This is a genomic window from Achromobacter sp. ACM04 (genome assembly GCF_014851465.1).
GTDB lineage: Bacteria > Pseudomonadota > Gammaproteobacteria > Burkholderiales > Burkholderiaceae_B > Achromobacter > Achromobacter aegrifaciens.
Window position 1 is genome coordinate 641381 of record NZ_JACUZS010000003.1, and the last position, 16532, is coordinate 657912.

Annotated in this window: 15 protein-coding genes; 10 read left to right on the forward strand and 5 right to left on the reverse strand. The window is 65.5% G+C overall.

Features of this window, described 5'->3' with window-relative positions:
• Positions 1–6: 6 nt before the first annotated feature.
• Entirely contained in the window at positions 7–330 is a 324-nt protein-coding gene (fdxA, locus tag IB259_RS19310; RefSeq protein ID WP_006389264.1) for a ferredoxin FdxA, read from the reverse strand.
• A gap of 156 nt (positions 331–486) precedes the next feature.
• Between fdxA and pncB the strand changes: the two genes are divergently transcribed.
• Together pncB and IB259_RS19320 are read left to right on the forward strand one after the other, a co-directional pair.
• A complete protein-coding gene (pncB, locus tag IB259_RS19315; protein ID WP_054450570.1) occupies positions 487–1662 on the forward strand; it encodes a nicotinate phosphoribosyltransferase in 1176 nt (391 codons plus the stop codon).
• A 72-nt stretch (positions 1663–1734) separates the two neighbouring features.
• Positions 1735–2085, forward strand: coding sequence for a RidA family protein (locus IB259_RS19320; RefSeq protein WP_042796825.1), 351 nt, complete (start codon positions 1735–1737; stop codon positions 2083–2085).
• A 95-nt stretch (positions 2086–2180) separates the two neighbouring features.
• On the opposite strand, the gene IB259_RS19325 is transcribed toward IB259_RS19320, so the two are convergent.
• The gene (locus tag IB259_RS19325) at positions 2181–2690 is read right to left on the reverse strand and encodes an NAD(P)H-dependent oxidoreductase (protein ID WP_119450981.1); all 510 of its coding nucleotides are present in this window, start codon (positions 2688–2690) and stop codon (positions 2181–2183) included.
• Complete coding sequence (locus IB259_RS19330) at positions 2687–3520, reverse strand: zinc-dependent peptidase (RefSeq protein WP_125472677.1); 834 nt, start codon at positions 3518–3520, stop codon at positions 2687–2689. The genes IB259_RS19325 and IB259_RS19330 overlap by 4 nt, the downstream gene beginning before the upstream one ends.
• A gap of 105 nt (positions 3521–3625) precedes the next feature.
• Here IB259_RS19330 and IB259_RS19335 point away from each other — a divergent pair, with 105 nt between their 5' ends.
• A complete protein-coding gene (locus IB259_RS19335; protein WP_054450575.1) occupies positions 3626–5893 on the forward strand; it encodes a bifunctional (p)ppGpp synthetase/guanosine-3',5'-bis(diphosphate) 3'-pyrophosphohydrolase in 2268 nt (755 codons plus the stop codon).
• Between the two features lie 40 nt (positions 5894–5933).
• Here IB259_RS19335 and IB259_RS19340 read toward each other — a convergent pair whose 3' ends face one another.
• On the reverse strand, positions 5934–7247 hold the full coding sequence (locus IB259_RS19340; protein ID WP_059374811.1) for an MFS transporter: 1314 nt from the start codon (positions 7245–7247) through the stop codon (positions 5934–5936).
• Between the two features lie 120 nt (positions 7248–7367).
• Here IB259_RS19340 and argE point away from each other — a divergent pair, with 120 nt between their 5' ends.
• The 7 genes from argE (at position 7368) to IB259_RS19375 (ending at position 15311) form a co-directional block, all read left to right on the forward strand.
• Positions 7368–8519: an acetylornithine deacetylase gene (gene argE, locus IB259_RS19345; RefSeq protein WP_054450578.1), complete on the forward strand. Its 1152-nt coding sequence runs from the start codon at positions 7368–7370 to the stop codon at positions 8517–8519.
• A 131-nt stretch (positions 8520–8650) separates the two neighbouring features.
• Positions 8651–9850 (forward strand): tryptophan synthase subunit beta, encoded by a 1200-nt coding sequence (gene trpB, locus IB259_RS19350; protein WP_054451311.1) that lies wholly within the window; start codon positions 8651–8653, stop codon positions 9848–9850.
• 10 nt (positions 9851–9860) lie between these two features.
• Positions 9861–10724 carry a tryptophan synthase subunit alpha gene (trpA, locus tag IB259_RS19355; RefSeq protein WP_054450579.1) on the forward strand — a complete coding sequence of 288 codons (864 nt, stop codon included), beginning with the start codon at positions 9861–9863 and terminating at the stop codon, positions 10722–10724.
• Positions 10725–10759: 35 nt separating this feature from the next.
• Positions 10760–11635 carry an acetyl-CoA carboxylase, carboxyltransferase subunit beta gene (accD, locus tag IB259_RS19360; RefSeq protein WP_054450581.1) on the forward strand — a complete coding sequence of 292 codons (876 nt, stop codon included), beginning with the start codon at positions 10760–10762 and terminating at the stop codon, positions 11633–11635.
• 234 nt (positions 11636–11869) lie between these two features.
• Complete coding sequence (locus IB259_RS19365) at positions 11870–12418, forward strand: acyloxyacyl hydrolase (protein WP_054450583.1); 549 nt, start codon at positions 11870–11872, stop codon at positions 12416–12418.
• Positions 12419–12709: 291 nt separating this feature from the next.
• The gene (locus IB259_RS19370) at positions 12710–13717 is read left to right on the forward strand and encodes a tripartite tricarboxylate transporter substrate binding protein (RefSeq protein WP_192329925.1); all 1008 of its coding nucleotides are present in this window, start codon (positions 12710–12712) and stop codon (positions 13715–13717) included.
• Positions 13718–13763: 46 nt separating this feature from the next.
• Positions 13764–15311: a UxaA family hydrolase gene (locus IB259_RS19375; RefSeq protein ID WP_054450586.1), complete on the forward strand. Its 1548-nt coding sequence runs from the start codon at positions 13764–13766 to the stop codon at positions 15309–15311.
• Between the two features lie 122 nt (positions 15312–15433).
• Here the strand turns inward: IB259_RS19375 and IB259_RS19380 are convergent, their stop codons facing one another.
• A complete protein-coding gene (locus tag IB259_RS19380) occupies positions 15434–16369 on the reverse strand; it encodes a dihydrodipicolinate synthase family protein (protein WP_054450588.1) in 936 nt (311 codons plus the stop codon).
• Positions 16370–16532: the final 163 nt, after the last annotated feature.

Genomic DNA, 16532 nt, shown 5'->3' on the forward strand with positions numbered 1-16532 from the left:
CGCGGATTATTTTTCCAGGTATTGCAGCTTGTCCTGCTTGCCATTCCATTCGTCGGCGTCGGGCAGGGGCTTCTTGGCACGGCTGATGCTGGCGAACTCGGGCGAGAGTTCGGCATTCAGGGCGATGAAATTCAACTGGTCCTGCGGCACGTCTTCTTCGGCGTAGATGGCATTGGCCGGGCATTCCGGGATGCAGACGGCGCAGTCGATGCATTCGTCAGGGTCGATCACGAGGAAGTTCGGACCCTCACGAAAACAGTCCACCGGGCACACGTCTACGCAGTCGGTGTACTTGCACTTAATACAGTTTTCGGTGACAACGTGGGTCATTCAGGAACTCCGGGAGCGGCGGCTTTTGTGTCTTGTTGGGCGGATTTTACCCAATGCCGCGCCGATGTGCCGGCAATACCCGTATTGACATAGTGGCCCTTCGCCCTGAACAGCGGGAGCTCTATGCTATGGTGTCGCGAAACGAAACGCGCCATCATGATAATCACTTCGCTGCTCGACACCGATCTGTATAAATTCAGCATGATGCAGGTGGTTCTGCATCATTTTCCCGCTGCCCAGGTCGAGTACCGTTACAAATGCCGCACGCCCGGGGTCGACCTGCGTCCCTACCTGGACGAAATCCGCGAGGAAGTGCATCAGCTATGCCAGTTGCGCTTCACCGAGGACGAACTTAAATATCTGGGCGGCTTGCGCTTTATCAAAAGCGACTTCGTCGATTTCCTCGAACTGTTCCATCTGCCGGAGCGCTGCATTCACATCGGCGTGGGCGATGGGCCGGGCGAAATCAGTATCGAGGTCAAAGGCCCCTGGCTGCATACGATCCTGTTCGAGATCCCGGTGCTGGCCATCGTCAACGAGGTCTATTTCCGCAACACCCGCAAGAATCCCGACTGGGAAGAGGGCCGCAAGCGCCTGCAGTCCAAGATGCACCTGGTGCTGGACGATCCGGCGCTGGCCGATTTCCGCGTGGCTGAATACGGTACGCGGCGCCGCTTTTCCAAGATCTGGCACGAAGAAATCGTGTCCACCATGAAGTCGCAGATGGGCGTGCATTTCGCCGGCACCAGCAACGTGTTGCTGGCCAAGCAACACGAAGTGCTGCCCCTGGGCACGATGGGCCACGAATACCTGCAAGCCTGCCAGGCGCTGGGTCCGCGGCTGCGCGATTCGCAGGTGTACGCGCTGGAGGTTTGGGCCAAGGAATACCGTGGCGACCTGGGCATTGCGCTGTCGGACGTCTACGGCATGGATGCCTTCCTGCGTGATTTCGACATGTATTTCTGCAAGCTGTTCGACGGCGCGCGGCATGATTCGGGCGATCCCTTCGTCTGGGGCGAGCGCCTGCTCGAGCACTACCGCAAGAACCGCGTGGATCCGCGCGCCAAGACGCTGGTGTTCTCGGATTCGCTGACTTTCCCGCGCGCCATCGAGCTGGCCCGCCAGTTTTCCGGTCGCTGCAAGGTGTCCTTCGGCATCGGCACCAACCTGACCAACGACCTGGGCCACGAGCCCCTGCAGATCGTCATGAAGATGGTCCGCTGCAATGGCCAGCCGGTGGCCAAGGTGTCCGACGCGCCGGAAAAGACCATGTGCGACGATCCGGCCTACCTGGCCTATCTGCGCCAGGTATTCCAGCTGCCCCCCGCCTGACGGCGGCTCGGGGTAAATTGCGGGTTCTTCAGTATCGTTCCACCCAACCCACTCGAATCTAGGGGACTATTCATGAGCAGCATCAAGCGCTTCCACGTGGCCAAGCGCCTGTCCGACATGGCCGTGTACAACGGCGTCGCGTACCTGGCCGGCCAGGTGCCGGACGATTCCACGCTGGACATCACTGGCCAGACCGAACAGGTGCTCGCCACGATCGACCGCCTGCTGGCCGAAGCCGGCACCGACAAGACCAAGATCCTGATGGCCCAGATCTACGTGGCCAACATGAAGGAATTCGATGGCATGAACAAGGCCTGGGACGCCTGGGTCGCCGACGGCAATTCGCCTCCGCGCGCCACCGTCGAAGCCCGCCTGGCCAATCCGGACTACAAGGTCGAAATCGTCGTGACGGCTGCCGTCTAAGACGCCTGCCGCGTCGGGCGCCCCGGGCGCCTGATGCGTGCACGGGGGCGGGCTGGCGCGTGCGCCACCCGTCTCATCATCCCGCGTTGTGCCGGCTACTGCCCGAGCAACAGCGTCGCGGCCAGCAGGCCGCCCAATTCCTCGCATTTCGCAATATCCGCGCCGGCCACGATCTTGGGCGCCAGGATCTGCTGCGCCGTCTGCGCACCCATGTTGACGATGAGCGCCGGCGCCAGCGCGTTGAGCCGCCAGCCCGTGCAGATGCGCTCGACCTGCCGCGCCGCACCCGCGCCGTCGCTGCCCGCGCTGATGGCGCAGGCGTAGGGCAAGCCTTGTATCCGGTCCAGCACCGCGTAATAGTTGCGGTCGAAGAATTCCTTCATCTCGCCGCTCAGCGAGGCCAGGTTCTCGGGGGCGCAGAACAGGTAGGCCTGGCTGGCGAGCATTTCTTCGGCCTGCGTGTCGGCGGCGCGCCGCAAGACCACGTCCAGGTCTGCCGTCTGTTCCAGTTGCGCGGCGGCCGCGCGCGCCCCGCGCGCAGCGGCTTCGGCCATCTGCCGCGCGGCGCCGGTGCGCGAATGCCACACGATCAGCAGCTGTTTCATGCGTAGCGTTCCAGCGGATCCTGCCGGTAGTAGGTCCGCAGCAGCCCATACCATTGCGGCAACGCTTCGTGCATGGGGTAGGGATCCACGAAGAAGTGTTCCGAGCTGACCGCGAAGAACTCGGCTTCGTCGGTGGCGGCATACGGGTCCATCGGCAGTTGGCCGTACCAGGCGTCGGCGGCCTCGCTTTCCGGATCCACATCATGCGGGATGGCGGCCTCGACCGCATCCACGGCAGCGATGAAGCGGTCCAGGCTGTCGTCCAGGATGCGGCGCCAGGCCTGTGGCTTGAGTTCGGGGTGCGCGGCCAGCGAGGGCATGCCGTCGGCATAGCCCGAACGCAGGTCCAGCTTGTGGGCGAACTCGTGGATGACCACGTTGAAGCCGCCGTCGGAGAACTGCGTGTCTTCCCAGGACAGCACCAGCGGCCCGCCTTCCCAGGCTTCGCCGGCGGCGTCCTCCAGGTATTCGTGCACCACGCCGTCATCGTCCTGGCGCGAGCGCGGGATGCGGAAGCTGGCGGGGTACACGATGATCTCGTCCCAGCCTTCGTACAGTTCGGGCGCCAGGTTGAGGATGGGCAGGCTGGCCTGGGCCGCGATGCTCAGGCGCATGAAGTCCGAGACCTCCAGTCCTTGCGCGCCGTTGATGTGCTTGCTGGCCAGCAGCCAGGCCGAACGCGCCTGCAACTGGGCCGCTTCATCGGCTTTCAATGCCGCCAGGAACGGGTGGGCGTCCAGCACCTGTTGCCACAGTTCCGGGGAGATGCGGGCCTGCATTTCGGCCACCGCGGAGGGGCGGGCGCCCCGGCCCTTGAGCCAGCGCAACATAAGCTTCGGTTCCTTCCATATGCCGGGGCTAGCGGCTGCTTTTGGTGTCTACAAACCCTAGTGTAGAGTGTCGGGATATCAAACTACATCCGCCTGCCGTCCGTCATGTCCGCCCCGCCTGTTCCCGACGCGCCTACGCCTTTCGACGCTACCTGGCGCCAGGAGGTAGGCGCCGGCCTGGATGCCGAGGGCGTGGCGCTGATCGACCAGGCCGTGGCCTGGGCCGAACCGCGTTTCGAAGGGCAGCAGGCGCTGACCGGCGAACCCCTGGCCGGACACGGCGCGGGCGTGGTCCGCATCCTGGCGGCCTTGCATACCGATGCCGCCACCCGCGCCGCGGCGTTGCTGGCTGCCTTGCCGACCGACCTGATGGCGCCCGCGCCGTCCCTGCGCAGCGATCCGGTCGCGGCCGCCTTCGGTCCCGAGATCGCGCGGCTGGTGCAGGGCACGCGCGCGCTGCTGCGCCTGGGCGTGGTGGCGCGGCAGGCGAGCGACGCCGCCGCCGAAAGCGGCTCGCAAAAGGAAATGCAGCGCAAGATGCTGCTGGCCATGGCGGCCGACCTGCGCATCGTGCTGATGCGGCTGGCCTCGCGCCTGCGCACCTTGCGCTGGCACGCGGAAAGCAAGGCGCCGTGCTCCACCGATTTCGCCCGCGAAACCCTGGACCTGTATGCGCCGCTGGCGAACCGCCTGGGGATCTGGCAGATCAAGTGGGAAATGGAAGATCTGGCGTTCCGCTTCCTGGAGCCCGACAAGTACAAACAGATCGCCCGCCTGCTGGAAGAAAAGCGGGTGGAGCGCGAAGCCTTCATCGCCGGCGCCATCGAGCGCCTGCAGACGGGATTGGCCAAGGCGGGCGTCGAGGCCGAGGTCAGCGGCCGGCCCAAGCACATCTACAGCATCTGGAACAAGATGCGCGTGAAGCGGCTGGATTTCTCGCAGATGTACGACCTGCGCGCGCTGCGCATCATCGTTGACGACGTGCGCGCCTGCTATACGGCGCTGGGCATGGTGCACGAAATGTGGACGCCGATCTCGGAAGAATTCGACGACTATATTTCGCGGCCCAAGCCCAACGGTTACCGCTCGCTGCACACTGTGGTGGCCGACGACGACGGCCGTCCCTTCGAAGTGCAGATCCGCACGCGCGAAATGCATCAGTTCGCCGAATACGGCATGGCCGCGCATTGGCGCTACAAGGAAGCGGGCGCCAAGGGCGGCCAGGTGGCGGCCTCCAGCGAATACGACCGGCAACTGGCGTGGATGCGGCAACTACTGGCCTGGAACAGCGATGTCGAGGGCGGCGGCGAACCCGCCCAGCCCGCGCCCGCCAAGCCGGCATCGGGCAGGCAGCGCGGCCCGGCGGCGGCGCCGGCCCATACCGATGAGCGCATCTACGTGCTGACGCCGCAGGCGCGCGTGATCGAACTGCCCGCCGGCGCCACGCCGGTCGATTTCGCTTATCACCTGCACACCGACCTTGGCCACCGTTGCCGCGGCGCCCGCGTCGACGGGCAGATGGTGCCGCTGCAGACCCATCTGTCCACCGGCCAGACCGTGGAGATCATCTCCGCCAAGTCCGGCGGGCCGTCGCGCGACTGGCTCAACCCGCAGCTGGGCTTTCTGGCCAGTCCGCGGGCCCGCGCCAAGGTGCGCATGTGGTTCAACGCGATCGAATTGCAGCAGCGCATCACGCAGGGCCAGGCGCTGGTCGAAAAGGAATTGCAGCGGCTGGGCAAGACTGCCGTCAATCTGGAACAGCTGGCGCAGAACCTGGGATTCGCCCGCGCCGACGACCTGTACGTGGCGGCGGCCAAGGAAGAGTTCAGCCTCCGGCAGATCGACACCCTGTTCCAGCAGCCCGGGCCGGTCGTCGAGCCGCAGCCGGCCGCCTTGCGCCATGCCAGCGCCGGCAGCGCCGAGAAAAGCGGCAAGAGCGGCGTGCTGGTGGTGGGGGTGGGGTCGCTCTTGACGCAGCTGGCGCGCTGCTGCCGTCCGGCGCCGCCCGATCCGATCGCCGGCTTTGTCACGCGCGGACGCGGGGTGTCGATCCACCGCAGCGATTGCCACAGCTATCTGGCGCTGGCCGCGCGAGAGCCGGAGCGCGTCATCGAGGTGGCCTGGGGCGAAACCGCCGACACGTTCTACCCGGTGGACATCAGTGTGCGCGCGCACGACCGTTCCGGCCTGTTGCGGGACCTGTCCGAAGTCTTTGCGCGGCTGCGCCTGAACGTGGTGGGCGTGAACACACAGAGCAAGCAGTCGCTGGCCCATATGGTGTTCACGGTGGAAGTGCGCGGCGGGGAATCGCTGTCGCGCGCGCTGGACGCCCTGGCCGAAGTGCCGGGCGTGTCGTCGGCGACACGCCGCTAGGCGGGAAACCCGGGCCGGGCGGCCCGGGCGGGAGCAGGACTCAGTTGTCCAGCTCTTCGTGCGCGCGGTCGCGCATGTAGAACGCGGCGATCAGCCCCAGCGCCACGCCGAACATCACGTAATAGGCGGGCGCCATCGGCGAGCCGGTGGTCTTGATCAGCCAGGTCACGATGAACTGCGCGAAACCGCCGAAGATCATCACGGCCACGTTGTAGGCCAGGGACAGGCCCACCGAGCGCACGCGCGCGGGGAACAGTTCCGCCATCACCGTGCTGAACACGCCGAAGAATGCCGACACGAACAGGCAGACCACGACCTGCACGGCCAGCAGGCGGCCGATGGACGGCGCGTCCGACAGCCAGTAGTACAGCGGATACAGCACGATCAGGTAGCCGATGAGCGAGCCGATCACCAGGGGGCGGCGGCCGATGCGGTCGGACCAGGCGCCCATGAAGGGCGTCAGCAGCACCATCAGCGCCGCGCCCGCCATCTGCACCAGGAAGGTCTGGTTCAGCGGCAGCTTCAGGATCTGCGTGGAGTAGGTCACCAGATACGTGAAGGTGATGTAGATGGACACGGTCGCGGTCACGACCAGGCCCACGCCGATCAGCGCTTCGCGGGTATGCGTCTTCAGCATCTGGCCCAGGCTCAGGCGCTGCACGTCGCCGCGGGCGGCGGCTTGGCGCTCTTCTTCCTTGATCTGCTTGAACGCGTCGGTTTCATCGACGTTGCGGCGGATATAGATGGCGATGGGGACAATGACCAGGCCGAACGCGAACGGCAGGCGCCATGCCCAGTCGGCGATCTGTTGCGGGGTGAAGAACTCGGTGATGAGCGTGCCGCAGGCCGCGCCGATCAGCAGCGCCAGCATCTGGCCGGCCATCTGCCAGGAACCGTAGAAGCCGCGCTTGCCGTTGGGCGCCATCTCGATCAGCAGCGCCGTCGAGGTGCCGAATTCGCCGCCGGCGGAGAAACCCTGCAAGAGGCGGGCGATCAGGATGAAGATCGGGGCCAGGATGCCGGCCGCGTGGTAGGTGGGGGCCACGGTGATCAGCGCGATCGACACGGCCATCAGCGAGGTCACCATGACCATGGCGGCCTTGCGGCCTTTCTTGTCGCCGTACAGGCCAAGGATGATGCCGCCCACGGGGCGCATGAAGAAGCCGACGCCGAAAATGGCGGTGGTCATCAGGATGGCGTTCAGCTCGCTGCCGGGAACGCTTGGGTCGGTGGGGAAGAACAGCTTCGAGATGATCGGCGTCATGAACGCGAACACCAGGAAGTCATACCATTCGAGGGCATTGCCTATTACTGCCGCCACGATGTTGCGTGTGGGAACTGCTTTGTGCTGCACGGTTTCTCCTTGGGGTTTGCCTAACCGGGCGACATTCTAGGCGCTTCGCGCGCCGGACCACGCCGAGACGCGAAGGCGCGCTGGCCTTACACTCCTGTTTTTCCCCAAGAGAGTAGTGACATGAACGCGCGCACCTGGCTGGAAACGCTGGTTGGCTTTGACACCACCAGCCGCAATTCCAATCTTGCCCTGATCGAAACCGTCCGGGATTGGCTCAAGGGCCAGGGCGTCGACGCATGGCTGGCGCACAATCCGGAGCGCACCAAGGCCAACCTGTTCGCGACCTTGCCCGCCCAGGACGGCGGCATGCAGGGCGGCATCGTGCTGTCCGGCCACACCGACGTGGTGCCGGTCGACGGCCAGGAATGGAGCACGGATCCGTTCAAGCTCGTCGAAAAGGACGGCCTGCTCTATGGCCGCGGCAGCTGCGACATGAAGGGTTTCATCGCCAGCTCGCTGGCAATGGTGCCGGAATTCCTGGCCATGCCGCGCAAGAAGCCGATGCACCTGGCGTTCTCGTATGACGAGGAAGTCGGCTGCGCCGGCGCGCCCTACATGCTGGCCGACCTGCACGAACGCGGCATCCGCCCCGAAGGTTGCGTGGTGGGCGAGCCCACCGGCATGCAGGTGGTGGTGGCGCACAAGGGCATCAACCTGTTCCGCTGCAAGGTGCACGGCAAGGCGGCGCACTCGTCGCTGACCCCGCGCGGCTGCAACGCCATCGAATATGCCGCCCGCCTGATCTGCCGCATCCGCGACCTGGCCGACAGCTTCAAGGCCAACGGCCCCTACGACCAGTTCTACGACGTGCCGTTCTCCACGATGACCACCAACCAGATCCGGGGCGGCATCGCGGTCAATACCATCCCCGAACTGTGTGAATTCACCTACGAATTCCGTAACCTGCCCGGCATGCAGCCCGACGAGATCCAGGCAGAAGTTGAAAAATACGTGCGCGAAGAGCTCCTGCCGCGCATGAAGGCCGAATTCGACGGCGCCAGCATCGAAATCGAGACGGGCGCGGCCGCGCCCGCCCTGGAAGCGTCCGAGGAAGCCGCCATCACCCAGCTGGTGCGCGCCCTGACCGAAGACCGCGCCACCCGCAAGGTTGCCTACGGCACCGAGGCCGGCCTGTTCCAGGGCATCGGCATCCCCACCGTGGTCTGCGGCCCCGGCCATATCGAACAGGCCCACAAGCCCAACGAGTACGTCGCGCTGGACCAGTTGGCTGCCTGCGACACCTTCCTGCGCCGCCTGGGGCAGTCGCTCTGAGGGCAGGCTGACGGTTCCCGGGGCGGCTGGGGCGTTGCCCCCGGCCGCTGCCGGCGTCAGGTAAAATGACGGGTTGCAAACCGGATTTGCGGCCGGCAGTGGCCTGCCGCGATACCCGGGGGAGATGCTTGGTGAAACCTTACGACTTTCCGGATGCCCAGGGCCATTTTGGCCCTTATGGCGGTGTTTTCGTGGCGGAAACGCTGATGCACGCGCTCGACGAGCTGCGCGCGGCCTATGACCATTACCGTGTCGACCCCGCCTTCCAGGAAGAGTTCAACTACGAACTCAAGCATTTCGTCGGCCGGCCCAGCCCGGTCTACCACGCACGCCGCTGGTCGGAAATGGTGGGCGGCGCCCAGATCTGGTTCAAGCGCGAAGACCTGAACCACACCGGCGCCCACAAGGTCAACAACTGCATCGGCCAGGCCTTGCTGGCCAAGCGCATGGGCAAGCCGCGCGTCATCGCCGAAACCGGCGCCGGCCAGCACGGCGTGGCCACCGCCACGGTAGCGGCCCGCTACGGCATGGAATGCGTGGTCTACATGGGCAGCGAAGACGTCCGCCGTCAGGCCTCGAACGTCTACCGCATGAAGCTGCTGGGCGCGACGGTGGTGCCGGTCACGTCCGGTTCGCGCACCCTGAAGGACGCGCTGAACGAAGCCATGCGCGACTGGGTCACCAACATCGAAAACACCTTCTACATCATCGGCACGGTGGCGGGTCCCGACCCCTATCCCCGCATGGTGCGCGATTTCCAGACCGTCATCGGCAACGAATGCCTGACGCAGATGCCCGAGGCCACCGGCCGCCAGCCCGACTACGTCGTGGCGGCGGTGGGCGGCGGCTCCAACGCCATGGGCATCTTCCATCCCTACATTCCGTACGAAAATGTGCGCCTGATCGGCGTCGAGGCGGCGGGCGAGGGCATGGACAGCGGCCGCCATGCCGCTTCCCTGGCCGCGGGCCAGGTGGGCGTGCTGCACGGCAACCGCACCTATGTCATGCAGGACGCCGACGGCCAGGTTCAGGAAACGCATTCGGTCTCCGCCGGCCTGGACTATCCCGGCGTGGGCCCGGAACATGCCTGGCTGAAGGACTCCGGCCGCGCCGAGTACGTCGGCATCACCGACGCGGAAGCCCTCAAGGCCTTCCACGATTGCTGCCGCATCGAAGGCATCATGCCCGCGCTGGAGTCCTCGCACGCCATCGCGCAAGCCGTGAAGATGGCCGCCACGCTGCCGCGCGACGCCGTCATCCTGGTCAACTTGTCGGGCCGTGGCGACAAGGACATGCATACCGTGGCCGAACAGGCCGGCATCGAGCTCTGAGGCCCTGTCCATGACCACTCGCATCGACCGCATTGCCGCCGCTTTTGCGCGCACCGCCGAATCCGGCCGCGCCGCGGCGCTGATTCCCTACATTGCCGCCGGCGATCCTTCGCCCGCCGCGACCGTTCCCCTGATGCATGCGCTGGTCGAGGCCGGCGCCGACGTCATCGAACTGGGCGTGCCGTTTTCCGATCCCATGGCTGACGGCCCGGTGATCCAGCGCGCCGCCGACCGCGCCATCGCGCAAGGCGTGGGCCTGGCCCGCGTGCTGGAGCTGGTGGCTGAATTCCGCCAGCGCGACGCATCCACGCCGGTGGTGTTGATGGGTTATGCCAACCCGATCGAACGCATGGGCCAGGCCGAGTTCGCGCGTCGCGCCGAGCAGGCGGGCGTGGACGGTGTGCTGGTGGTGGACTATCCGCCCGAAGAAGTCGTCGAGTTCGCCGCCACGCTGGGCGGGCACGGCATTGCGCCCATCTTCCTGCTGGCGCCCACGTCCACGGAAGCGCGCATCAAGGCCGTCGCCGAAGTGGCGCGGGGTTACGTGTACTACGTGTCGCTCAAGGGCGTCACGGGTTCGGGCTCGCTCAACACTGACGACGTTGCCGAGCGCCTGGCCGTGATCCGCCGCCACGTGCGCGACATTCCGGTGGGCGTGGGCTTCGGCATCCGCGACGCCGAAAGCGCCCAGCGCGTGGCGCGCGCGGCGGATGCCGTCGTGATCGGCAGCAAACTGATTGAAACCATGGAGCAGGCGGCGGCGAATGCCCCCGCGGCCCAGAAAACCGACGCCGCAGTCACCGCCGCCAGCGGCTGGCTGCGCACCATCCGGCAAGCGCTGGATCAAGTAAAACGAGCAAGCGCGTCGGCCTGAGCGGCGGGCGTGACCTCATACGGGATGAATAATCAATGAGCTGGATCGAAAAACTCCTGCCTCCTCGCATCAATAAAACCAGCGAAAGCGGCCCCCGCCGCGTTCCCGAAGGCCTATGGGTGAAATGCCCGTCGTGCGAATCGGTGCTGTACAGCGAAGACCTCGCGGCCAACCTGCACGTCTGCCCCAAGTGCGACCACCACATGCGCATCGGGGCCCGTGCCCGCATCGACTCGCTGCTGGATGTCGAGGGCCGCGTCGAGATCGGCCAGACCACGCGTTCGGTCGATACGCTGAAGTTCAAGGACACCCGCAAGTACCCCGAGCGTCTGCAGGAAGCGGTCAAGCAGACCGGCGAAACCGACGCGCTGGTGGTCATGAGCGGTTCGATCCGCGGCGTATCCGCAACGCTGGCCTGCTTTGAATTCGAATTCATGGGCGGCTCCATGGGCTCGGTGGTGGGCGAGCGCTTCGCGCGCGGCGCCCAGGCCGCGCTGGACAACAAGACGCCCTTCATCTGCGTGGCTGCCTCGGGCGGCGCGCGCATGCAGGAAAGCCTGCTGTCGCTGATGCAGATGGCCAAGACCAATGCCATGCTGACCCGCCTGTCGGCGGCCGGCCTGCCGTTCATCAGCGTGTTGACCGACCCCACCATGGGCGGCGTGTCAGCCAGCTTCGCCTTCATGGGCGACGTGGTCATCGCAGAACCCAAGGCGCTGATCGGCTTTGCCGGCCCGCGCGTGATTGAACAGACCGTGCGCGAAAAACTGCCGGAAGGCTTCCAGCGCGCCGAGTTCCTGCTGCAGAAGGGCGCCATCGACATGGTCGTGGACCGCCGCCAGCTGCGCGAGGAAATCGCCCGCCTGCTGGCCTTGCTGACCAATCAACCGGCGGACGTGGTTACGGCCTGAGTTTGCCCCGGCCTGCGCCTGAGGGGACGGGCCAGACGAACAGCGCCAAGATGCCGCCGGCAGCCCAGGGCTTCCGGCGGCATTGTCATATGCGGCCCCGGGGCCGCATATGACGAACAATTTGCGGAACAGTGTTTTCCATCCGCGATGTTGCCTGCGTGCGACAAAGCTTGAGCCTTCCGGCCCGGATTTTGCTATGTTGCGTACTAGGTTTGAAATCTACGGAGTTTTCCAATGCAGTTGACCAAGAAGAAGATGCTTACCGGCCTTGTGGGACTTGCCCTGGCTGCAACCGCGTCGCTGGCAAGCGCCCAATCGTCCGAGGGTACTCAGGGCGGCGTCAGCGTGCATTACGGCATTGGAGACCACTATCAGCGCCTGACGATCAACTACGAAACGGCTTCGGTCTGGACCTACCAGTTCGGTGGCAACTGGGGCCGGCTGGACCTGACGCCCGAACTCGGCGCGTCGTACTGGAAGGCGAGCGGCTCGCGCTCCCCGGGCCATGTCTGGCAGCTCAACGCCATCCCGATGTTCCGCTGGTGGACCGGCGAACGCTTCTACATTGAAGCGGGTATTGGCGCCACGCTCTTCTCCAGCACGCGTTTCGCCGACGAGAACATCAGCACCGCTTTCCAGTTTGGCGACCACATCGGCATGGGCTTTCTCGTGACGCCGAACAATCGCATCGGCCTGCGCTATTCGCACTTCTCGAACGCCAGCATCAAGCGCCCGAACCCGGGCCTGGACGTGGTGCAGCTGACGTACACCTACCAGTTCTGATCACGCCATATATGTGGGCGTGGCGCGGCCCCAAGGGCCCGCTGCACAGACAGATCCACCCTCAGGGGTGGATTTTTTTTGGGCTGCTGTGCTGCGTTGCGGCAAGTCTAATTTGATACCTCAAAAATATTATGTTCTGACGCTGCGTATACATACTTGTTGGTAGGGAGTGCAATCGCCAGAATGCTCTGGCACTGCACAACACACAACGAGCCGCCGCGCGGCTCCGCTTCCCGGCACGCTTGGCTGCGGCCGGGGAGGGGCGCGACGATGGCATACGGAGACCAACGCATGAACACCCCCTGTACGCCCGCGCGTCCCCTGACGCGCATGACGGTAGCCCTAGGCCTGGGCCTCGCGCTTTTCTGCGGCTCATCCGCCGCCATGGCCGAGGAGTTTCCTAACAAGCCGCTGCGCATGGTCGTGGGCTTTGCCCCGGGAGGCGGCGCGGACATCGTGGCGCGCCTGGTCGGCGCCAAGATGGCAGAAAGCCTGGGGCAGCAGGTGGTGGTCGAAAACCGGGCCGGCGCCACCGGCACCATCGCCGCCGACAACGTCGCCCGTTCGCCTGCCGATGGCTACTCGCTATTCCTGGGTTCGCAGTCCACCATGGTGGTGGCGCCTTCGCTGTTCCCGTCCTTGCCCTTCAAGCCCGAGAAGGACTTTGCGCCGGTATCGCAGATCGTGACCATGCCGCTGATCCTGGTGGTCAATCCAGCCTTGGTGGATGCCAAGACCGTACAGGAGCTGACGGAACAGATCCGCAAGGCCGGGGATGGCGCAATGAGCTATGCCTCGTCCGGCCAGGGCGGCCCGCAGCACATAGCCGGCGAGCTGTATGCGCACATGGTGGGCACCAAGGTGACGCATGTGCCGTACAAGGGCGAATCGGCCGCCATGGCCGACGTGCTGGGCGGGCACGTGCCGTACATGTTCGCCAATCTGCCTGTGGCCTTGCCTCACATCGCATCGGGCAAGGTCCGGCCGTTGGCCATTACCAGCCTGAAGCGCGACCCCAAGGCGCCGCAAATCCCGACCCTGGCCGAGTCCGGGTTCAAGGACTTCGAAGTGTCGACCTGGTATGGCGTGTTCGCGCCGGCCAATACGCCCAAGCCCGTGGTGGCCAAGCTTTCCGATTCCATCCGCGCCGCCGTGCAGCAGAACGATATGCAGGCCAAGCTCAGCGAGCAGGGCTTCACAGTGGTGGGCAGCGATTCCGATACCTTCACGCGTTTCGTGGGTTCGGAGCTGCCGCGCTGGTCGGTGCTGATCCGCGACATAGGCATCAAACCCGAATAGGCGTCCAGCCCGCGCGGGCGAGCCTTTATCCCTACGAGATCCAGACATGATCGATTTCACTGAAAAACGTGCAGCCGGCCCCGTCATCCGGCTGCATTCCGCGGACAACGTCGTGGTGGCGCGCGTGCCCATCGGCATAGGCATGGCCGTACCCTCCGAAGGCATCGTCAGCCGCAGCCAGATCCCGGCCGGGCATAAGATCGCGGCGCGCGACCTGCGCGCCGGCGAGCCCATCCTCAAGTACAACGTCTGCATCGGCTTTGCAGCGGGCGACATTCCGGCCGGCACCTACGTCCATTCGCACAACATGGACTTCCAGGAGTTCGACCGGGACTACGCGCACGCCCGCGATTACGTGGCGACGCCGGTCCTGCCCGAGTCCGAGCAGGCGCGCTTTCTCGGCATCGTGCGCGCCAACGGACAGGTCGCCACGCGCAACTACATCGGGGTCATGGCGACGGTCAACTGTTCGGCGACGGTGGTGCATCGCATTGCCGAAGCTTTCACGCCGCAGCTGATGGCCGCCTATCCCAATGTGGACGGCGTGGTGGCGCTGAGCCATGGCATGGGCTGCGGCATGGAAATGTCCGGCGAACCCATGGATTTGTTGCGCCGGACGATGGGCGGTTACGCCTGTCACGCCAACTTCGCCGCCGTGCTGATCGTCGGGCTGGGCTGCGAGCGCAATCAGCTGGATGCCTTGCTCAAGGACCAGGGCCTGGAGGCGGGCGCGCGGTTGAAGACTTTCATCATGCAGGAGACCGGCGGCACGCGCAAAACCATCGAGGCGGGCGTCGCCGCGGTGCAGGCGCTGCTGCCCGAGGCCAATCGGGTCGAGCGCGTGCCGGTGCCGGCGCGGCATCTGACGGTGGGCCTGCAATGCGGCGGTTCGGACGGCTTTTCGTCCATCACCGCCAATCCCGCATTGGGGGCGGCCATGGACATCCTGGTGCGCCACGGCGGCACCGCCATCCTGTCCGAAACGCCTGAGATCTATGGCGTGGAGCACACCTTGACCTCGCGCGCCCGCAACCGCGAGGTCGGCGAAAAGCTGGTGCAGCGCATCCGCTGGTGGAAGGAAGAGTACTCGCCGGGGCGCGACGTGCAGATCAACGGCAAGGTCAGTCCGGGCAACCAGATGGGCGGATTGGCCAACATCTTCGAGAAGTCGCTGGGCTCTTCGATGAAGGGCGGCACCACGGCGTTGATGGAGGTCTACCGCTACGCGGAGCCGGTGCGCCAGCCCGGCATGGTGTTCATGGACACGCCGGGCTTCGACCCCGTGTCCGCGACCGGACAGATCGCCGGCGGGGCCAACATGATCTGTTTCACCACCGGGCGCGGTTCGATGTTCGGCGCCAAGCCCGTGCCCTCGATCAAGCTGGCGACCAATACGCCGATGTATGAAAGGCTGACGGAGGACATGGACGTCAATTGCGGCGACATCCTGGACGGCACCGCGACGCTACAGGAAGTGGCGCAGCGCATCTTCGAGGAAATCCTGCTGGTGGCCTCCGGCACGCGCAGCAAGAGCGAGCTGCTGGGACTGGGCGATCACGAGTTCGTGCCCTGGAACATCGGCGTGGTGAGCTGAGCGGCACCGCCAAAAGAAGCGCCCCGGCGCACGGCTTCAGGTCGCCGTGCGCCGGGGCGCTTCGTGCTGCGGATATTGCGCTGTTCAATCCCGCGGACAACTAGCGCCCGCGGGATTGGGCGCTAGTTGTCCGCCAGGGTCTGCGCGCCGGGCATGTCGAAGCCGTTCTCATCCAGGGCGGCCTGCAAGGCGGTGCGCTGTTCAGCGTTCAGTTCCACCAGGGGCGGGCGTACCGTCGCCCAGGCCGGATCGCCGGATTTCCAGGCAATCGCGGCCTTCATCGCGGGGATCATGGGGAATTTGCCGAACACGTTGCGGGTCGCGTTCAGACCGGCCTGGCGAGCGTCGGCGTCGGCTTCCTGCCAGCGCTGCTGCAGGGCGACGATGGGGCCCGGATTGACGTTGCCGGTGGCGGTGATGCAGCCCACGCCGCCCGCGCGCAGGGTCTGCAGCAGGAAGGCTTCGCTGCCCGCGTAGACCTTGAAGCCGCGCGGCGCGAAGCGTTCGATCATGGCCGCCGTGTTGTTCCAGTCCCCACCACTGTCCTTTACCCCGGCGACCTGGCCGGGATAGCGGTCGAGCAGGCGGTCGATCAGGTCCAGGCTCAGCGGCACCTGGCTCACGGGAGGGATGTGATACAGGTACATGCGCAGCCGGTCGTCGCCCACGCCTTCGATCAGTTCGGCGTAGTAGCGGAACAGGCCTTCGTCGCTCACGCCCTTGTAATAGAAGGGGGGCAGGACCAGCACGCCCATGCTGCCGCTGCGCACGGCGTGGCGTGTCAACTCGATCGCGTCGGGCAGCGCGCAGGCGCCCGTGCCGGGCATCAGCGCCGACGGTTCCACGCCCGCTTCCAGCAGCGCGTCCAGCAGGCTGCGCTTTTCCGACAGGGCGAGCGAGTTGGCTTCCGAGTTGGTGCCGAATATGGCCAGCCCGACGGATTGTTCGCGCAGCCAGCGGCAGTGCTTCACATAGCGTCCCAGCGCCGGGCGATAGGCTGCGTCGAATGGCGTCAGGACCGGAGAAAAAACGCCGGGAATGCTGGCTTGGGTGCTCATTGTCTCTACTCGTTTTCTGATGAATGAAAAGGACGCGCCACGGGGCGCAGCGGCAACGTCTGATTCTGGCACCGAAGCGGCCAGTGAACATCTGCTGTTTAATTGCTTCAATCCATAAAATTGTTGTGGTTTGCCCTGGCGCAAACCATGCCTGCAGAAAAAG

What these genes read in the sequence shown, in the direction of transcription:
- IB259_RS19330 (WP_125472677.1), bottom strand. Translation starts at nt 3,520, where the DNA reads ATGTTGCGCTGGCTCAAGGGCCGGGGCGCCCGCCCCTCCGCGGTGGCC.
- trpA (WP_054450579.1), top strand. Translation starts at nt 9,861, where the DNA reads ATGACCACTCGCATCGACCGCATTGCCGCCGCTTTTGCGCGCACCGCC.
- IB259_RS19320 (WP_042796825.1), top strand. Translation starts at nt 1,735, where the DNA reads ATGAGCAGCATCAAGCGCTTCCACGTGGCCAAGCGCCTGTCCGACATG.
- argE (WP_054450578.1), top strand. Translation starts at nt 7,368, where the DNA reads ATGAACGCGCGCACCTGGCTGGAAACGCTGGTTGGCTTTGACACCACC.
- IB259_RS19335 (WP_054450575.1), top strand. Translation starts at nt 3,626, where the DNA reads ATGTCCGCCCCGCCTGTTCCCGACGCGCCTACGCCTTTCGACGCTACC.
- accD (WP_054450581.1), top strand. Translation starts at nt 10,760, where the DNA reads ATGAGCTGGATCGAAAAACTCCTGCCTCCTCGCATCAATAAAACCAGC.
- IB259_RS19380 (WP_054450588.1), bottom strand. Translation starts at nt 16,369, where the DNA reads ATGAGCACCCAAGCCAGCATTCCCGGCGTTTTTTCTCCGGTCCTGACG.
- pncB (WP_054450570.1), top strand. Translation starts at nt 487, where the DNA reads ATGATAATCACTTCGCTGCTCGACACCGATCTGTATAAATTCAGCATG.
- IB259_RS19365 (WP_054450583.1), top strand. Translation starts at nt 11,870, where the DNA reads ATGCAGTTGACCAAGAAGAAGATGCTTACCGGCCTTGTGGGACTTGCC.
- fdxA (WP_006389264.1), bottom strand. Translation starts at nt 330, where the DNA reads ATGACCCACGTTGTCACCGAAAACTGTATTAAGTGCAAGTACACCGAC.
- IB259_RS19370 (WP_192329925.1), top strand. Translation starts at nt 12,710, where the DNA reads ATGAACACCCCCTGTACGCCCGCGCGTCCCCTGACGCGCATGACGGTA.
- IB259_RS19375 (WP_054450586.1), top strand. Translation starts at nt 13,764, where the DNA reads ATGATCGATTTCACTGAAAAACGTGCAGCCGGCCCCGTCATCCGGCTG.
- IB259_RS19325 (WP_119450981.1), bottom strand. Translation starts at nt 2,690, where the DNA reads ATGAAACAGCTGCTGATCGTGTGGCATTCGCGCACCGGCGCCGCGCGG.